Genomic DNA, 15,265 nt, shown 5'->3' with positions numbered 1-15,265 from the left:
CCCCATGGCGCTCATCGCTCTCGCCGCCGACAAGGGTTCCCCCGGCGTCACGACGGCGGCCGTCGCCCTCGCCGCGGTCTGGCCGCGCCGCGTGCTGCTCGCCGAGACCGACCCGGCCGGCGGCGACCTCGTCTACCGCAGTGCCGCCGCGCACGGCGGCCCGCTCAACCCGAACACCGGCCTGCTGTCCATGGCCGCGACCGCCCGGCGTGGTCTGGTGCCCGACCAGCTCTGGGACCACGCACAGCCGCTGAGCGGTGGTCTCGACGTGCTGGTCGGACTCGGCATCGCCGAGCAGGCCACCGGCCTCGCCGGCCTGTGGCCCACCCTGGGCCACGCCTTCGCCTCCCTCGCCGACTCCCCGAACGCACCCGCCGACGTCATCGCCGACTGCGGCCGGATCAGCGGCGACACCCCGGCCGTCGAACTGTTCCCACACGCCGCGCTGGTGCTGCTCGTCTCCCGCACCGAGCCCGAGGCCCTGGCCCGGGTCCGGGACCGGGCCGCCGCGCTGTCCGCCAGGCTGCACGGCGGCCCGCGCGGCGCGGCCACCCTGGCCACCCCGCCCGTCGGCGTCGTCCTGATCACCGACGCGGGCGGCTCCGGCAAACTGGTCAACCAGGTCAACGACATGCTGGTGCACGCCCAGACCGGCGCCCGGGTCGTCGGCACCCTCGCGGACGACCCCGGCGGTGCCGACCAGTTGGCCGGCCGCAAACGGGGCCGCCTCGACAAGTCCCTGCTGATCCGCTCTGCCCGCAAGATCGTCGCCGACCTCCACCAGCAGTACGGCGCCGCCTGGACCGCCTCCGCGCAGGCGCACCAGGCCCCGCAGCCGCACCAGCCGCATCAGCCGCATCAGCCGCAGAGTTCGCAGCAGCCCCAGCAGCCCCAGCCGTACCCGCCGCAGCAGCCTTACCCGCCCCAGCAGGGCCGCGCGGAGGCCGGGCGATGACCGCTGTCGACCACCAGTTGGTCAAGCGGTTCCGGCAGGACGCCGGTGACCGCATCGCCGAGCAGCGCCGGCTGGACCAGGTCAACGGCGTCGCCCCTATGTCCACCGAGGACGAGCGGCAGTACGCCCGCGCGGTCATCGCGCAGATCCTGGAGGAGTACGCCCGCGCCGAGATCAACGCGGGCCGCACACCGCTGGACGCCGAGACCGAGGAGCAGTACGCCGCCGCCGTGCACGCCGCGCTGTTCGGCGTCGGCAGGCTCCAGCCGCTGCTGGACGACCCCGAGGTCGAGAACATCGACATCAACGGCTGCGACCAGGTCTTCGTCGGCTACTCCGACGGGCGTGAGGTGCGGGGCGAGCCCGTCGCCGAGTCCGACGAGGAGCTGATCGAGCTGATCCAGGTGCTCGGCGCCTACTCGGGCCTGTCCTCGCGGCCCTTCGACTCCGCCAACCCGCAGCTCGACCTGCGGCTGCCCGACGGCTCCCGCCTCTCCGCCGTCATGGACGTGGCCCGCCGGCCCGCGCTGTCCATCCGGCGGGCCCGCATGGGCAAGGTGTTCATCTCCGACCTCGTCGGCAACGGCACCCTCACCCCGGAACTCGGCCACTTCCTGGCCTGCGCGGTCCGCGCCCGCAAGAACGTGATGATCGCCGGCGCCACCAACGCCGGCAAGACGACGCTGCTGCGGGCGCTGGCCAACGAGATCCCGCCGCACGAGCGGCTCATCACCGTCGAACGCGCCCTGGAGCTGGGGCTCGACACCTTCCCGGACCTGCACCCCAACGTCGTGGCGTTCGAGGAGCGGTTGCCCAACTCCGAGGGACAGGGCGCCATTTCGATGGCCGAGCTGGTACGCCGGTCACTGCGCATGAACCCCTCCCGCGTCATCGTCGGCGAGGTCCTCGGCGACGAGATCGTCACCATGCTCAACGCGATGTCGCAGGGCAACGACGGCTCGCTGTCCACGATCCACGCCAACAGCTCCAGCGAGGTCTTCAACCGCATCTCCACCTACGCGCTGCAGGCGTCCGAGCGGCTGCCCATCGAGGCCAGCCAGATGCTGATCGCGGGCGCGGTGAACTTCGTCGTCTTCATCCAGCGGCGCAACGACTACCAGACCGGCGGCCGGCTGCAACGCACGGTCACCTCCGTCCGCGAGGTCAACGGCGTCGACGGCCGCGTGCTGTCCAGCGAGGTCTTCACCGAGGCCCCCGACGGACGCGTCGTGCCACACGCCCCCATAGCCTGCCTGGAGGACCTGATGGCCCACGGCTACCGGCCCCACGGGACGTGGGGGTGAGCATGAGCCTCGGCACGCTCGGAGGGCTGTTCTCCCTCACCGTCCTGTACGCCCTCGGCAGCGGTGTCGCCGCCGGCGGCGGGCTCGCGCTGCTCCTGGTCGCCCTGCGCGGCCTGCCCGCCAAGCCCGCGCACGAGAAGCAGAAGGCCAACGAACGGGCCGCCGAACTCCTCCGGTTCGCCGGACAGCGCGGCTCCCTGGCGGCGATCGCCGGGCTCGCGGTGCTGCTGCTGACCCGCTGGGTGGTGGCCGGGGTCGCGGCCGGCGTCCTCGTCTTCTTCTGGGACCGGCTCTTCGGCGGCGCCGCCGAGGAACGCGCCGCCATGCGCCGCGTGGAGGCCCTCGCCTCCTGGACCGAGTCGCTGCGCGACACCATCGCCGGCGCCGTCGGACTGGAGCAGGCCATCCCGGCCTCCGCGCGTGCCGCCGCCCCCGTCCTGCGGCCCCACCTCGACGCACTGGTGGACCGGCTGCGCGCCCGCACACCGTTGCCGGACGCCCTCCAGGTCCTCGCCGACGAGATCGACGACGCCTCCGCCGACATCATCGTCGCGGCCCTGATCCTCAACGCCCGCCTGCGCGGCCCGGGTCTGCGCCAGGTGCTCGGCGCGCTCGCCAAGTCCGCCCGCGAGGAGGTCGACATGCGCCAGCGCGTGATGGCCCAGCGCGCCTCCACCCGCCGCTCGGTGCAGATCGTCGTCGCCGTGTCGATCGCGTTCGTCCTCGGGCTCGCCGTCTTCAACCGGGACTTCGTCTCGCCGTACGGCACCGCCGTCGGCCAGCTCGTCCTCGGCCTCGTCTGCGCCCTGTTCGGCCTCGGCTTCTGGTGGCTGCGCAAGCTGTCGACGATCGAGACGCCCGAACGCTTCCTGGTCCGCGACCGGTCGGCCGTCCGGTTCGTCCGTCCCCGTACGCCGGTGACCCCGGCACCGCAGGAGGAAGGGGTGCACCGATGAGCCTCACCCTGCCGGTCGTCGTCGGCGTGGTCTTCGGCCTCGGCGTCTACGCCCTCGTGCGGGCCCTGATGCCGACCCGGCGCGGCCCGGTCGCCCAGGTCGCCCGGATCGACGCCATGCGGGCCCGGGGCACGGCCCACGAGTCCGCCCGCCGGACCGAGGCGGACACCGGCCGCCTGGGGACCCTGCGGGCCCGGGTCGGCGCCCACGTCTCGGAGTTCTACCTCCACCAGGGCTGGGAGCAGCGTTCGCTGCGCGCCGACCTCGCCGTGCTGGACCGGAGCTGGGAGAACTTCCTCGCGACCAAGGCGCTGCTGGGCGCGGCCGGCCTGTTCTTCGGGCCGCTGCTGTTCGCGGTGGTGTGGACGCTGGGCTTCGGCTCCAGCCCGGTCATCCCGGTCTGGCTGGCCCTGATGTGCGCGGGCCTGTTCTTCTTCCTGCCCGACCTGGAGGTGCGGCGGGACGCCGCCGACAAGCGCCGGGACCTGCGCCGGGTCATCGGGGCGTACCTGGACCTGGTGTCGATGAGCCTGGCCGGCGGCCGGGGTCTGCCCGAGGCGCTGATGGCGGCGGCCGAGATCTCCGACGGCTGGGCCAACCAGCGCATCCGCAACGCCCTCGCCGACGCCCGGATCACCGGTGTCAGCCAGTGGCAGGCGCTGGGCGCGCTGGGCGAGGAACTGGGCGTGGAGGAGCTGAAGGACCTGTCCGCGTCGCTGGCGCTGGTCGCGGACGACGGCGCCAAGGTGCGCGAGTCGCTCGCCTCCCGCGCCGAGACCATGCGGCACCGCGAACTCGCCGAGATCGAGGGCAGCGCGGGCGAGAAGTCCCAGTCGATGCTCGTGGCCCAGTTGCTGCTGTGCGCCGGGTTCCTGGTGTTCCTGATCTTCCCGGCGGCGATGCGGGTGTTCCAGGTGTAGGCCTTCCGAAGAACTTTCGCCCACTGCTGTTTCGAGAGGACAAAGGGGACAACCCATCATGAACGGACGGAACTTCGGTACCGGCATCCCGGCGGTCGACTTCCTGGTCGCCTTCCTGCGCGGCCGCGTCGAGCGCGCCCGCTCGGGCGAACTGGACCGCGGTGCCTCGGCGGTGGAATGGGTCATCATCTCCGCGGTCGTCGTGGCGATCGTGGGCGTGGTGGCCGCGATCATCAACACCGCGCTGAGCGACGGCGCGCACAAGGTCGGCGACTGCATCAAGGGCGCGAGCGCCGACAAGACCTGCTGAACGGGCGCGCGGTGGCGCGGTGTTGGCGAGGCGCGGACGACGGCGCGGGGGATGGCGGGAACGACGGGATGACGGCGCGGGGATGACGGGGACGACGCGGTGGCGGGCGCGGTCCGCCGGATGGGCGCGCCGCCGGACGGAGGCGGCGCGCGGTGACTCCGGCATGACCGCGATCGAGTTCGTGCTGCTCACGCCCGTCCTCTTTTTCATGATCTTCGCGACCGTGCAGTTCGCGCTGTACTTCTTCGCCGACCACGTGGCCCAGGCGGCGGCCCAGGCGGGCGCCCGCAAGGCCCGTGCCACGGCCGACGAGCAGCCCGGCGCCTGGCGCGGCGAGGCACGGGACGTGGCCGACTCCTACATCCGTCAGCTCGGACCGCGGCTCGTGCTGTCCCCCGACGTGCGCCTGGTCCAGCCGGAGCGGCACACGGTGGGCGTGGTCATCACGGCGCGCGTGCCGACGGTCTTCCCCGGTCTGGACCTCACCGTGCACGCCCGGTCGTCGGGCCCGGTGGAGCGGTTCGTGCGGGAGGGGGAGGACTAGATGCTCCCCTCACTGCGCCGGCTCCCCCCGGCCGAGGACCCGGGCCCGGGCCCGGACCGGGGCCTGTCCACGGTCGAGGTCGTCATCCTCGCTCCGGTGATGATCCTGTTCGTCCTGGTCCTGGTCGCCTTCGGCCAGCTGGTCGACGGACGCGGCGCGCTCGACGGCGCGGCGCGGGACGCGGCCCGCGCGGGCTCGATCCAGAAGGACCACGCGACGGCCATGGCGGAGGCCCGCAGGGCCGCGGAGGCCGACCTGTCCGACGTCTGCTCCGGCCCGGTGTCCGTCGTCCAGACCAGTGCGGGCTTCGCGCCCGACACCCTCTTCACGGTCGAGGTGAGCTGCCGGGTGCGCGGTCTGGCCATGCTGGGCCTGGACGTGCCCACGCGCCTGTCCGCCAGCTTCTCCTCCCCGCTGGATCCGTACCGGAGGTCGGCGTGAGGGGCGTCGTGAGCAACTGGTGGGCCGTGCGCCGTAGGCGGCTGGACGACCGCGGCTCGGGCGCCGGCGCGGTCATCGTCTTCGCCCTGGTGTTCCTGTCCCTGTCGGCCTTCGTCATCGACGGCGGCCTGTCCATCTCCAAGCGGGAGCGCGCCGCCGACATGGCCGAACAGGCGGCCCGGTACGCCGCCCAGGACATCGACAAGGAGGCCCTCTACGACGACGAGGGCGGCCCCGCACCGATCAACTACCAGGACTGCGACGCCCGGGTGAAGGCCTTCGCCCGCGAGATGCGCCTGTCCGTCGCCGACGTCGCGGCGACCCACTGCGTGGCCGCCGACGCGCAACGGGTCGAGGTCGAGGTGCAGTTGACGTACGAGCCGGTGTTCAGCGGGATGTTCTACGGCGGTGACGTGACCGTGCACGGGCGCGCGGCGGCACGCAACGAGGTGGGCTGAGCGGAGCAGGGCGCCCGCTCCCGCCGAGCACCGCCCAGCGGTTGACCGAGCTCAGCGGTTGACGGACTGGATCTCCTGGACGGCCATGTCCCGGGTGGCCGGGAAGGTGCCGTCGGGGAGGTCGCCGCCGCTGCCGTCGGACCCCTTCCAGCTGATCCGCCAGGTGAGGGAGGCCCTCAGCCGGTACGGGCCGCCGTTCGAGGCACGCAGGTACGTGATGCCGCACGGCGGGGTCCGGTCGGCGTCGCCTCGGGTGTACGGAGTGCCGATCGAACCGTCGCTGTTGATGGTGCAGTCACCGGAGGGCGGCTGCGTCACGGCGTCCGGTGTGCCGGGGTCGAGGTGCAGCGCGACCGGTTCGGCCGTCGTCTCCGCCCACAGCCCCGTGTCCGGCAGCTCCGCGCGGACCCTGACCTCCTTGAACCGGCCCTTGTCCAGCCAGACCCAGGCCGGCAGGTTGACGGTGGACCTGGTCTGCGGCCTCACCTCGATCTCGGTGCTGGGGACCTTGATCCGGTCGTAGGCGTACTCGGCGAGGGTCTTCGGGGTGGGGGCGTTCGGCACGTCGGGGACCTCCCCCGCGTCGACCCAGAACATGAGCCGGCTGCACAGCGAGGTGTCGTCGATGGCGGTGACGTCCGGTGCGACGCCGCGCCAGAAATAACCGTTCTTGCCGAGGTTGTAGTCCTTGTAGCCCTTCACGGTGGACGGGGAGGTGAAGATGCTGGTCGCGTCCTTGCCGTCCTTGAAGTGGTCGGTCCAGAGCCTCGTTCCGTACCAGCCGTCGCGCAGACCGACGTCGCCGTCGCCGTCGTTCTCCGCGAAGTCCTTCAACTGCGCGGGCGAGAAGACGGGCTCGTACCAGCAGGGTGGGGGCTTCCAGTTCACGTCCGTCGGGGAGACGGTCCCCTGCCTGCCACCGGTGGGACCACTCTGCTGGGTGACTTTGATGCGGGAGGAATGGGCGGAGGCGGACACTTCGTCGCCCTGGACTTCGCCTCGCGTGTCGGAGCCTCCGAACGCGTGGGCAGGTGCAGAGCCCATGAGCGCCGCGACAAAGGATGCGACGATCAGGTGTGTTCCTGCGAGCCACGGCCTCACTTCGAGCATCCACCCCGCTTCGCCTGGACCGATGAGTTCCGCCAGACGCCCTGTGCGCCCTTCGCCAGCGACACCACGTAGAGAACGTAGGGATCCGTGCCCGCGGGGTTTCCTTCGACCTTGTTCGTCTTGCGGTTCCTCGTGTACGCCTCACTCTCGTCCGTGCAGTAGCTGAGGGACGCCGCCCTCCCGTTGTTCGCCAGCACGACCTTGGCGGCGAAGGCCGGCAACTTGCCGATGACGGTGACGTTCTTGTCCGTATAGGACCGGATCCACTTCTGGCTCTGGGCGAGGCCGGTCTCCGTGTCGTAGAAGGCCAGTTCCTCCCCTCCGTCGGGCTTGTTCGCGATGATCGCCGCGTATCCCGCCCGGAGTTCTTCCCTCGCGTCGTTGAGCACCGCCTGCTTCACCGGGTCGCTGCTCGTCCAGTTCTCGAACGTGAGCCGGAAACTGCTCGGCAGGGTGATGTCCGGGCGGCTGGCGCCGGACGGCGCCGCCGAACCGGACGCCGACACCGACGGGCTCGCGTCCGGTGCCGTGTCCGCTCCCTCGATGTCGTCCGTCCTGCCGCCGCCTCCGCCGCAGGCGGTGAGCAGCAGGGTCGCGGTGGTCGTCGCGGTGATGAGGGCCAGGGTGCGGCGGGACACGGCTTGTTCTCCCCGGGAGTTCGGCATGTGTGCAGCTGGGAACGAAGTTATCAGGGGCCCGTGACGGCCACCGGAGCGAACGCGGGGGCGTGCGGGGAGCGCAGGGAGCACGGAGGGGCACGCGGGCGGGCCCGCGGCGACCGCGGCCTTCGGGGCGTTCCCGGCGAACCGGGTTCCGCCGGGCGGCCGTTCCCCCGCCGGTCCTTCGACGCCGCCGGTCGGAGTCAATAGGATCTCGGTAGGCTCGACCCGACCCCCGACCCCCGACCCCCGACCCCCGACCCCCGGCACCCTCCTCCCACACGACCCCAGGACACCCGCCATGGCGCGACGCAGCACTTCAGGCTCGACGGGAAGCCCGACGGGCGCGCGGGACCGGACACCCCAGCCGGTGCGCCTGCGACGGCGGACGTTCGGGGACTTCGTCAAGGCGTTCCTCGCGCTCGTCGCCCTGCTCGTCCTGGTCGTCGGCGTGCCCGCCGCGCTGGCCACCCAGGTCGGCTGGCCGCTGCCGCGCAGCGGGTCGCTGCGGGACTGGCTGATGCGGGACATCACGGTCGAGACCTTCCTGCACGTCCTGACCGTCGTCGTCTGGTTCGCCTGGGCCCAGTTCACCGCCTGCGTCCTGGTGGAGGCCAAGGCCGCCCTCTCCGGCGTGGGCCTGCCCGGCCGCGTACCCGGCGCCGGGCCCAGCCAGTTGCTCGCGCGCCAGCTGGTGGCCGCGCTGCTGCTGGTCGGCGCCACCGCCGCGAGCCTCACCCCGGGTCTGTCGCAGCTCGGCCACAACGCGCAGCCGAACGGCAGCCGGAAGGGGACCGTCGCCGCGGCCCAGCAGACCCCCGGCCCGCTCGCCCAGCGGCAGGGGCCGGCCGGGAGCGCCGCGGACGCCGTCGCCCGGCAGGCCGACCGCCTGGCCGCGCAGGCCGACCGGGGCACCGGCACCGCCCGGGACGGCGGCACCAAGTTCTACCGGATCCAGCCGCCCGAGGGCCGCCACCACGACTCCCTGTGGGAGATAGCCCAGCGCCACCTCGGCGACGGCCGCCGCTACAGGGAGATCTACCAGCTGAACAAGGACCGGGTGCAGCCCGACGGTTCACGGCTGTCCGAGGCGAGCCTCGTCCGGCCCGGCTGGATCATGGAGATGCCCGGCGACGCCCGCGGCGGCGAACTCGTCGAGATGCCCGGCACGCCCCTCTCCCCGGACGTGCGGCAGCAGGTCCGGGACTACGCCCGCACCGGCGCGCACGCCCAGGACCAGGGACACGGTGAACGGGCCGGGGACGGCACGGGGCACGTGTCCCCGTCCGCCCGGGAATCCGCCGCCGACGGCCACGGACCGCACGCCGGGCCCGCGGACGGGCACGCCCTCGGCCTGCCCGAAGCCCTCGTCGGCGCCCCGCTCCTCGCCGCCGGCCTCCTCGCCGCCCTCGGCCGGCGGCGCCGGCAGGCCCTGTGGCAGTCCGCGCTCGGCGCCGTCGCCGGCCGCCACGGCGTGGAGCCGCCCACCCCGGCCGGTGACGCCCAGGACGTCCAGGACGCGCTGCTCGTCGGCGCCGACCCCGAGGCCGTACGCCTCCTCGACCGCTCCCTGCGCGCGCTGGCCGCGGCCCTCGCCGCCGAGTCCCGCCCGCTGCCCGTCGTCTACGCCGCCTGGCTCAGCCACGGCGACCTGCACCTCCAGCTCGCCCAGCCGGCCGGGAAGCCGCCCGCGCCCTGGCGGCCCGGCCAGGACCAGACGTTCTGGGTGCTCGCCCGCGCCGACGCGGAGCGCTCCGCCGACGTCGACACCGCCGCCCCCTACCCCGGCCTGGTCAGCCTCGGCACCATGGACGGCTCCCGGCTGCTGCTCAACCTGGAGGCGGTGCCCGGCATCGTCTCCCTGAGCGGACGCGAGGCCGACCGGGCCGCGGTGTTCGCCTCGGTCGCCGCCGAACTCGCCACCAACGGCTGGTCCGACCGCATGACGATCACGCTCGTCGGCTTCGGCGAGGACCTCACCGCGCTCGCGCCCAACCGGCTGCGCCACCTCGACGGCATCGAGGCCCTGATCGAGACCATGCGGGCCGAGACCCGCCAGCGGCGCGGCGCCCTGGGCGCCGCCGGACACGACTCCGTGCTCACCGGCCGCACCGGCCCGGCCCGGCACACCCGCTGGGCGCCCCACCTCGTCCTGCTCGCCGCCGAACCCTCCGCCCGGGCCGCCGCCGAACTCGCCGAACTCGCCGCCGACGCCGGCCGCCTGGGCATCGGCTACCTCGTCGGCACCGACGGCGGCGACCTGCCCGGCGCCGCCTGGGAACTGCGGATCACCCCCGAGGGCAAGCTGCTCGCCCCGCTCCTCGGACTGGAACTGGACGCCCAGCTGCTGCCGGCCGTCCAGCAGCGGGCCGTGGTCGAGCTGTTCGCGGGGACCGACCCCGACCACGACCCGGACGGCCCGGCCACCACGCCGCCGTTCCTCGTCGACATCAGCGAACAGGGCCGGCCCGCGGTGTACGCGCGCCTGGTCGGACCGTACGAGATCATCGGCCTCGACACCCCGGACGGCGAGCGCAGCGCCCTGCTCCACGAAGCGCTCGCCCTGCTGCTCCTGCACCGCGAGGGCGTCCACCCGCGCGTGCTGGCCTCCGCGCTGTGGCCGCGCGGCGTCACGGAGGACGTCCGGGACGCGCTCGTCGAACGGCTGCGCGCCTGGCTGGGCACCGACCCCGACGGCACCCCGCGCCTGCGTGCCGACGGCAACGGCCGGCTCGTCCTCGCCCGGTCCGTCGTCTCCGACCTGGACGTCCTGCGCTCCCTCTACCACGAGGCGACCCAGGGCAAGGGCGTCGACAGCCGGGCGGTGCGCGGCCGGCTGCTCACCGACGCGCTGGTGCTGGTCCGCGGGCCGCTGCTCGCCGACCGGCCCGAGGGCCGCTACGGCTGGCTCACCCACGAGATCGTCGACGCCCGGCTCCCGCTGCTGGTCGCGGACACCGGGCTCGCGCTGTCCGCGTTCCACCTGGAGAAGGACCGCGCGGAGAAGGCCATCGAGGCGCTCGAAGCGGCGCTGAGGACCGCCCCGGCGGACGAACGCCTGTGGAACGAGCTGCTGCGCGCCACCAACGCCACCGGCGACCCCGACCGCCTGCGCGCCCGCGCCGCCGACCTGCTCGCCCGCAGCGGCGCCCGCGGTCTGCCCCCGCGCACCGAGGCCCTGCTGGACGAGCTGCTGCCGAGCTGGCGCGAGGGTGCGGCGGCCGGATGAGCAGCCCGGTGGAGCCGGCCCTGGTGGCCGCCGCCGTCCTGTGGGGCGCGGCGGCCGGCGCGCTGCTCCCCCGGGCCGCGTACCGCTTCGCCGTCCCGCCGGACCGGCCCTGGCGCGCCCACTGCCCGCGGGGACATCCGCTCCGCGGCTGGCTCGGCCGCACACCGTGCCGGGCGTGCGAGCGGCGGACCACCCCCGCCGCACCACCGCACGCCCCCGCGCGTGACACCCCCGGCCCGCCGCACGCCGGCAGGCGGGACGCGCCCGGCCCGGCCCCCGCGCCGGCGCCGTCCGCCGGGGACCCGCCGCGCGCCCCCTCCGCCGTCCTGCTCGCCACCGTCACCGCCCTCGTGTGCGCCGCGCTCGCCGTCGCCACCGGGGGCCGGCCCGAGACGGTGGTCTGGCTGCTGCTCACGCCCGCCGGGGTGCTGCTGGCCGCCGTGGACTTCCGGGTGCGGCGGCTGCCGGACCCGCTGACGCTGCCCCTCGCCGCCGCCGCGCTCGCCCTGCTCGGCGCGGCGGCGGCCCTGCCCGGACACGCCGGTGACTGGCCCACCGCCCTGTACGGTGCCCTCGCCCTCGGCGGCGGCTACTTCGTGCTGTTCCTCGTCAACCCGGCCGGCATGGGCTTCGGGGACGTCAAGCTGGCGCTCGGGGCGGGAGCCGTGCTCGGCTGGTACGGCTGGGGCACGGTCCTGCTGGGCACCTTCGCCGGTTTCCTCCTCGGTGCGCTCTACGGCGGCGCACTCGTCGTCGCCCGGAAGGCGGGCCGCAAGACGGCGATCCCGTTCGGGCCCTTCCTGATCGCCGGGGCCCTCGCGGGACTGCTGGTCGGGGCGTACACGGCCTGAGGCACCGGGTCCGGCCGGGGCCGGGCGGCGCGGGGGCCTGGCGTAGGCTGGTCCGGTCCGTCCACACCCTTGACGAAAGGGACGCCCGGTGACCGAGAAGGCCGGCCTCGCCTCCGCCGACATCGCAGCCGTGCTCGAGCGAGCGGCGGCGGGCGGACGCATCACGCCCGAGGAGGCGCTCGTCCTGTACCGCGACGCCCCGCTGCACGCGCTGGGCGCCGCGGCGGACGCCGTGCGGCGCCGCAGGTACGCGGGTAGCGAGCACATCGCGACGTACATCATCGAGCGGAACATCAACTACACGAACGTGTGTGTCACGGCGTGCCGGTTCTGTGCCTTCTACGCGGCTCCGAAGGACACGGAGAAGGGCTGGACCCGCGACCTGGAGGACATCCTGCGCCGGTGCGCGGAGACGGTCGAGCTGGGCGGCACGCAGATCATGTTCCAGGGCGGTCACCACCCGGACTACGGGGTGGAGTACTACGAGGAGCACTTCTCGGCGATCAAGAAGGAGTTCCCGCAGCTCGTCATCCACAGTCTGGGGGCGAGCGAGGTGGAGCACATGGCCCGGATCAGCAAGGTGCCGGTGGAGGAGGCGATCGCGCGCATCCACGCGGCCGGTCTGGACTCCTTCGCGGGGGCGGGTGCCGAGCTGCTGCCGGAGCGTCCGCGCAAGGCGATCGCGCCGCTGAAGGAGTCCGGCGAGCGGTGGCTGGAGATCATGGAGACCGCCCACCGCCTGGGGGTGGAGTCCACCACGACGATGCTGATGGGCACGGGGGAGACGAACGCCGAGCGCATCGAGCACCTGCGGATGATCCGGGACGTGCAGGACCGCACGGGTGGTTTCCGCGCGTTCATCCCGTACACGTACCAGCCGGAGAACAACCACCTGAAGGGCCGTACGCAGGCGACGCTGTTCGAGTACCTGCGGATGATCGCGATCGCCCGCCTGTTCCTGGACAACGTCCCGCACATCCAGGGCTCGTGGCTGACCACGGGCAAGGAGGTCGGCCAGCTCTCGCTGCACTACGGCGCCGACGACCTCGGCTCCGTCATGCTGGAGGAGAACGTGGTCTCCTCCGCCGGCGCCAGGCACCGCTCCAACCTCCTGGAGCTGATCGCCCTGATCCGGGCCGCCGGCCGCGTCCCGGCGCAGCGCTCCACGACGTACGAGCACCTCGTCGTCCACGAGGACCCGGCCGACGACCCCGTCGACGACCGCGTGGTCTCCCACGTCTCCTCCACGGCGATCGCCGGCGGCACGGCCCACCCCGAGCTGAAGCTGCTCGCCGCCAACTGACCCCGCCGTGCTGACGATCCACACCGCCGACCTGCTCCTCACCGGCGATCCGCGGCGGGCGCCGGTGCCCGGGGGCGCGATCCTCGTCCAGGGCCGGGTGATCGCGTCCGCCGGCCCGTACCAGGAGGTGGCCGCCGCCCACCCGACGGCCCGCGTGCGCCGCTGGCCCGGGCTCATCGCGCCCGGCCTGCTCAACCCGTGCGGGCCCGAACTGCTGGAGCACACCTACCACCCCGACCCGCGCGAGGCCGGTGAACTCGGTGACGCGCCGCTCACCGGCGAGGCCCTGGCCGCCCTCGGGATGACCGACACGCGGTGGGGCGCGAGCGCGCGGCGCGGGGTGCAGCGGATGCTGGCGCACGGGACCGTCGCGGTGGCCGGGGAACTGCGGCGGCCCGCCGCCGCGGACGCCGTGCGCCGGGCCGGGATGACGGCGGGGGCGCGGCGCGGGACGCCTGCGGGCCCGCCGGACCTGGACCCGCTGCGCGGGTGCCGCAGCCTCGGCGAGGCGATCCTCGCGCCGATCGTGCCGGACGACGGCCGGGACGCGACCTTCGCCGTGTTCGACGCGCCCGACGAGGCCGCTCTGGTCCGCCGCGGGGCCGCCGTCTGCGTCGCGACGGTCGTCGCCGGCCGCCTGCTCCACCGCCGCCGCTAGGGTCCTTCGTCCGGACCGGGTCGGATCAGGTGCGGTGCCGGGGTCCGCGGGCCCGGCAGGATCCGGGCGAGAGGCCCCGGGCGTGCCGTCCGGGGAGGCCGGCGACAGGGCACGGCCGGCCGGAGGGGCCGCGGCACGCGGTAAGCCCCGCCTCCCACCGGCGGACCGTGCTGCAACAATGGGCGGGTGACCCGCGCCTTCCTGAACAAGCAGCCGCACGAAGTCGCCTCGATGTTCGACGACGTGGCGGAACGGTACGACCTGACGAACGACGTGCTGTCGCTCGGCCAGGACCGGCGCTGGCGCAAGGAGGTGGCCAGGGCGGTCGACGCCCGCCCCGCGCAGAGGATCCTCGACCTCGCGGCGGGCACGGCCACCTCGTCGCTGCCCTTCGCGCGCACCGGCGCCTACGTCGTCCCGTGCGACTTCTCCCTCGGGATGCTCCAGGTCGGCAAGGGGAAGCACGCCTGGCTGCCGTTCACGGCCGGCGACGCCACACGGCTGCCGTTCAGGGACGACACCTTCGACGCCGTCACGATCTCCTTCGGCCTGCGCAACGTGCAGGACACGGACGCGGCCCTGCGGGAGATGCACCGGGTGACCCGGCCCGGCGGACGCGTGGTGATCTGCGAGTTCTCGCACCCGACCTGGGCGCCCTTCCGGACCGTCTACACCGAGTACCTGATGCGGGCCCTGCCCCCGGTCGCGCGCGCGGTGTCCTCGAACCCGGACGCCTACGTCTACCTCGCCGAGTCCATCCGCGCCTGGCCCGACCAGAGCGGCCTCGCCGAACGGCTGGGCAGGGCCGGCTGGTCGAAGGTGGCCTGGCGCAACCTCACCGGCGGAGTGGTCGCGCTGCACCGGGGCTTCAAGGAGGGCTGAGCCCCCGGCGGACCCTCACCGGTCGGCCAGCGCGAAGGCGTCCCCGGCCTCGCCCAGTTCGCGGCGGACCCCGCCGGCGGGCGGCTGGGGGACACGCGGCTCGCGCACACCTCCGCCGCCCTCCCCCTCGGCGGAGTCGAACCACACGTACACCGTCGAGTCCGGCGGCACCTCGGCGCCGGGCTGCGGGTACTGGCGCACGACGTGGTCCACGACCGCGCGGTGGAACTCCGGGCGGTCCGGCGCGGCGAGGAGCAGGCCCCGCGCCCGGGCCGTCTCGCGCGCGTCCACGGCCATCAGGCCGACCAGACGGGGAACACGGGGTCCGGGCATATTGCGTGGTGTGTGCACAGATGTCACCCCCAGCGGTACCGGCAGGGTAGCCCCGCCCCGGTCCACCCGGAAGTGCGATGTGGCACATTGTGACAATCGACTACCGTGGGTCACGGGTCGAGGTGATGGCAGGGCCCGCCGTTCAGGGTCCGGTGCCGTGAGGGTCCGCTCCAGGCGCATGCCCGGCCTCCGGGTGACGGTGATGGAGCGCTCGCTGCGGGCGTCCACCATCGCCACCACGCCCGGTACGCCCATCGCCCGCAGCCGCCCGCGGGTCTCCCGCGCCGCCGCGGAGGCGGCCCCGGTGCGCGCCCGGCCGAGCCGCCGGCCGGCCCCGACCTCGCCCACCGGC

At 74.1% G+C, this 15,265-nt stretch carries 16 protein-coding genes; 13 read left to right on the top strand and 3 right to left on the bottom strand.

The genetic code is table 11. The annotated features are described in order from the left end of the window. The first annotated feature begins 4 nt into the window (after positions 1-4). The 8 genes from QQY24_RS13135 (at position 5) to QQY24_RS13100 (ending at position 5,888) form a co-directional block, all read left to right on the top strand. Positions 5-955: a hypothetical protein gene (locus QQY24_RS13135; protein ID WP_301972874.1), complete on the top strand. Its 951-nt coding sequence runs from the start codon at positions 5-7 to the stop codon at positions 953-955. After that, positions 952-2,259, top strand: coding sequence for a CpaF family protein (locus QQY24_RS13130; protein WP_301972873.1), 1,308 nt, complete (start codon positions 952-954; stop codon positions 2,257-2,259). Before QQY24_RS13135 ends, QQY24_RS13130 begins: the two co-directional genes overlap by 4 nt. A 2-nt stretch (positions 2,260-2,261) precedes the next feature. Beyond that, complete coding sequence (locus tag QQY24_RS13125) at positions 2,262-3,215, top strand: type II secretion system F family protein (RefSeq protein WP_301972872.1); 954 nt, start codon at positions 2,262-2,264, stop codon at positions 3,213-3,215. Further along, on the top strand, positions 3,212-4,135 hold the full coding sequence (locus tag QQY24_RS13120) for a type II secretion system F family protein (protein ID WP_301972871.1): 924 nt from the start codon (positions 3,212-3,214) through the stop codon (positions 4,133-4,135). The genes QQY24_RS13125 and QQY24_RS13120 overlap by 4 nt, the downstream gene beginning before the upstream one ends. Positions 4,136-4,193: 58 nt before the next feature. After that, positions 4,194-4,445: a hypothetical protein gene (locus QQY24_RS13115; protein ID WP_301972870.1), complete on the top strand. Its 252-nt coding sequence runs from the start codon at positions 4,194-4,196 to the stop codon at positions 4,443-4,445. A gap of 163 nt (positions 4,446-4,608) precedes the next feature. Next, positions 4,609-4,989, top strand: a complete 381-nt coding sequence (locus QQY24_RS13110) for a TadE family protein (protein WP_301972869.1) — start codon at positions 4,609-4,611, stop codon at positions 4,987-4,989. After that, positions 4,990-5,430 (top strand): TadE/TadG family type IV pilus assembly protein, encoded by a 441-nt coding sequence (locus QQY24_RS13105; RefSeq protein ID WP_301972868.1) that lies wholly within the window; start codon positions 4,990-4,992, stop codon positions 5,428-5,430. Between the two features lie 8 nt (positions 5,431-5,438). Then, positions 5,439-5,888, top strand: a complete 450-nt coding sequence (locus QQY24_RS13100; protein ID WP_301972867.1) for a pilus assembly protein TadG-related protein — start codon at positions 5,439-5,441, stop codon at positions 5,886-5,888. Positions 5,889-5,939: 51 nt separating this feature from the next. On the opposite strand, the gene QQY24_RS13095 is transcribed toward QQY24_RS13100, so the two are convergent. After that, a complete protein-coding gene (locus QQY24_RS13095; RefSeq protein WP_301976231.1) occupies positions 5,940-6,962 on the bottom strand; it encodes a hypothetical protein in 1,023 nt (340 codons plus the stop codon). A gap of 23 nt (positions 6,963-6,985) precedes the next feature. After that, positions 6,986-7,636, bottom strand: a complete 651-nt coding sequence (locus tag QQY24_RS13090) for a hypothetical protein (RefSeq protein ID WP_301972866.1) — start codon at positions 7,634-7,636, stop codon at positions 6,986-6,988. 322 nt (positions 7,637-7,958) lie between these two features. Here QQY24_RS13090 and QQY24_RS13085 point away from each other — a divergent pair, with 322 nt between their 5' ends. From QQY24_RS13085 to QQY24_RS13065, 5 genes are all read left to right on the top strand, one after another. Further along, the gene (locus QQY24_RS13085) at positions 7,959-10,886 is read left to right on the top strand and encodes a BTAD domain-containing putative transcriptional regulator (RefSeq protein WP_301972865.1); all 2,928 of its coding nucleotides are present in this window, start codon (positions 7,959-7,961) and stop codon (positions 10,884-10,886) included. Next, positions 10,883-11,737 (top strand): A24 family peptidase, encoded by an 855-nt coding sequence (locus QQY24_RS13080; protein WP_301972864.1) that lies wholly within the window; start codon positions 10,883-10,885, stop codon positions 11,735-11,737. The genes QQY24_RS13085 and QQY24_RS13080 overlap by 4 nt, the downstream gene beginning before the upstream one ends. A gap of 88 nt (positions 11,738-11,825) precedes the next feature. Next, a complete protein-coding gene (gene mqnC, locus QQY24_RS13075) occupies positions 11,826-13,040 on the top strand; it encodes a cyclic dehypoxanthinyl futalosine synthase (RefSeq protein ID WP_301972863.1) in 1,215 nt (404 codons plus the stop codon). Positions 13,041-13,047: 7 nt separating this feature from the next. Then, positions 13,048-13,698, top strand: coding sequence for a hypothetical protein (locus QQY24_RS13070; protein WP_301972862.1), 651 nt, complete (start codon positions 13,048-13,050; stop codon positions 13,696-13,698). Positions 13,699-13,884: 186 nt separating this feature from the next. Beyond that, positions 13,885-14,580 (top strand): demethylmenaquinone methyltransferase, encoded by a 696-nt coding sequence (locus tag QQY24_RS13065; protein ID WP_301972861.1) that lies wholly within the window; start codon positions 13,885-13,887, stop codon positions 14,578-14,580. Between the two features lie 15 nt (positions 14,581-14,595). Here the strand turns inward: QQY24_RS13065 and QQY24_RS13060 are convergent, their stop codons facing one another. Further along, the gene (locus QQY24_RS13060) at positions 14,596-14,913 is read right to left on the bottom strand and encodes a PASTA domain-containing protein (RefSeq protein WP_301976230.1); all 318 of its coding nucleotides are present in this window, start codon (positions 14,911-14,913) and stop codon (positions 14,596-14,598) included. Between the last annotated feature and the right edge of the window lie 352 nt (positions 14,914-15,265).

This window comes from Streptomyces sp. TG1A-8 (assembly GCF_030499535.1).
Classification (GTDB): Bacteria; Actinomycetota; Actinomycetes; order Streptomycetales; family Streptomycetaceae; genus Streptomyces.
This window is presented reverse-complemented; position numbering and strand designations above follow the sequence as displayed.

Coding starts and splice junctions, on each gene's coding strand:
- QQY24_RS13135 (WP_301972874.1), top strand. CDS start 5: ATGGCGCTCATCGCTCTCGCCGCCGACAAGGGTTCCCCCGGCGTCACG.
- QQY24_RS13130 (WP_301972873.1), top strand. CDS start 952: ATGACCGCTGTCGACCACCAGTTGGTCAAGCGGTTCCGGCAGGACGCC.
- QQY24_RS13125 (WP_301972872.1), top strand. CDS start 2,262: ATGAGCCTCGGCACGCTCGGAGGGCTGTTCTCCCTCACCGTCCTGTAC.
- QQY24_RS13120 (WP_301972871.1), top strand. CDS start 3,212: ATGAGCCTCACCCTGCCGGTCGTCGTCGGCGTGGTCTTCGGCCTCGGC.
- QQY24_RS13115 (WP_301972870.1), top strand. CDS start 4,194: ATGAACGGACGGAACTTCGGTACCGGCATCCCGGCGGTCGACTTCCTG.
- QQY24_RS13110 (WP_301972869.1), top strand. CDS start 4,609: ATGACCGCGATCGAGTTCGTGCTGCTCACGCCCGTCCTCTTTTTCATG.
- QQY24_RS13105 (WP_301972868.1), top strand. CDS start 4,990: ATGCTCCCCTCACTGCGCCGGCTCCCCCCGGCCGAGGACCCGGGCCCG.
- QQY24_RS13085 (WP_301972865.1), top strand. CDS start 7,959: ATGGCGCGACGCAGCACTTCAGGCTCGACGGGAAGCCCGACGGGCGCG.
- QQY24_RS13080 (WP_301972864.1), top strand. CDS start 10,883: ATGAGCAGCCCGGTGGAGCCGGCCCTGGTGGCCGCCGCCGTCCTGTGG.
- QQY24_RS13060 (WP_301976230.1), bottom strand. CDS start 14,913: ATGCCCGGACCCCGTGTTCCCCGTCTGGTCGGCCTGATGGCCGTGGAC.